Source organism: Romboutsia sp. 13368 (assembly GCF_018336475.1).
GTDB lineage: Bacteria > Bacillota > Clostridia > Peptostreptococcales > Peptostreptococcaceae > Romboutsia.
The window spans coordinates 1,443,711-1,444,911 of record NZ_CP048741.1 but is presented as its reverse complement, the minus strand read 5'-3'; the positions used below and the strand labels follow the sequence as shown (position 1 = coordinate 1,444,911).

Here is a 1,201-nt window from a genome sequence, read left to right as displayed (position 1 = left end):
CTTCTCTTAAGGTAGGTATTCTACAATCTAAATTTTCTGTAAATCGAGAATTTTTACAAGTAAAGTTTTTTAGCTGAGATAAAGTATAATCTTTTACAAGTCCTTTTCCATTAAAAGTATTTTCTATATCTTCATCATGAATAACAACTAATTGATTATCTTTTGATTTATGAACATCTAGTTCTATATGAGAAGCATTTAGTTCTAAAGCTTTTTTAAATGATAGAATAGTGTTTTCTGGATAATTCCCACTATATCCTCTATGAGCAAAAACTATCATTTAGATACCCCCTTAATTTTATATAATATATCTTTATATTAAAGGTTATTTGGTTTAAAAATTTCACATTACTATAATATAAATGATAAATTATTTAGTTATATAACTATTAAAAAAAGAATATGTAATTGTTAAGTTAGGAAAGTTAAACTTATGCATAAATTAAGGTGACTAATTTTTAATAAGCTTAGAATATTATAAGGACAGTTGCTAAACATAGTACTAATACTAAAAATATAAAAGAGGTAAGTTATGTTTAAAGAAAAAATAATAATTTTACTATCAATAATATTAATAGGTAGTACTTCATTAGTAAATTGTGAGGAAAATAATTTAAATAATCTTATATTAGGTGGAGATTATTTAGAAGAAATTAAGATGGAAGAAGATATAAAAGTAGACAATGGAGATGAACTTTATAGCTTAGAAAGATTTTTTAGGCCATCAAATACACCTATATTAAATACAAAAAGAGATATATTAAGTATTGATGACTACAATAAAAACCCTTCACAAATACAGGTTAATAAAGAATTATTAAAAACACCAAAAGATACTATAATTAATTACTTTAGTGTGTTAAGAGAGGCGGCAAATCCAATTGATAATACAAAAACCGGATGTGGAAGTTTAGGGGATACAAAAGGCCCTTATCCCTATGCATACAACTTTTTATCAAAGTCGTATAAAGATAAGGTAGTATACAGTGAATACTTAAATTCATTTGAAAATCAGCTCCATATAAATTTAATAAAATTAAATGTAGTACCATCAGATAAAGATAATCCTAATGATATAAAGTACTTTGTAGAACTTGAAGTTATAGAAGGTACTGATCAGCCTAAAGGAGTATTTGCATATTATTATGGATATATTCACTTAGAAAAAGAAGATGACGTATATAAAATAAAKAATATGGAA

Annotated in this window: 1 protein-coding gene; it reads right to left on the bottom strand. The window is 24.4% G+C overall.

All coding sequences use genetic code 11. The features are described from left to right. A partial coding sequence (locus G3997_RS05825; protein WP_296644303.1) for a glycerophosphodiester phosphodiesterase family protein occupies window positions 1-280 on the bottom strand: 280 nt, incomplete at its 3' end. Window positions 281-1,201: the final 921 nt, after the last annotated feature.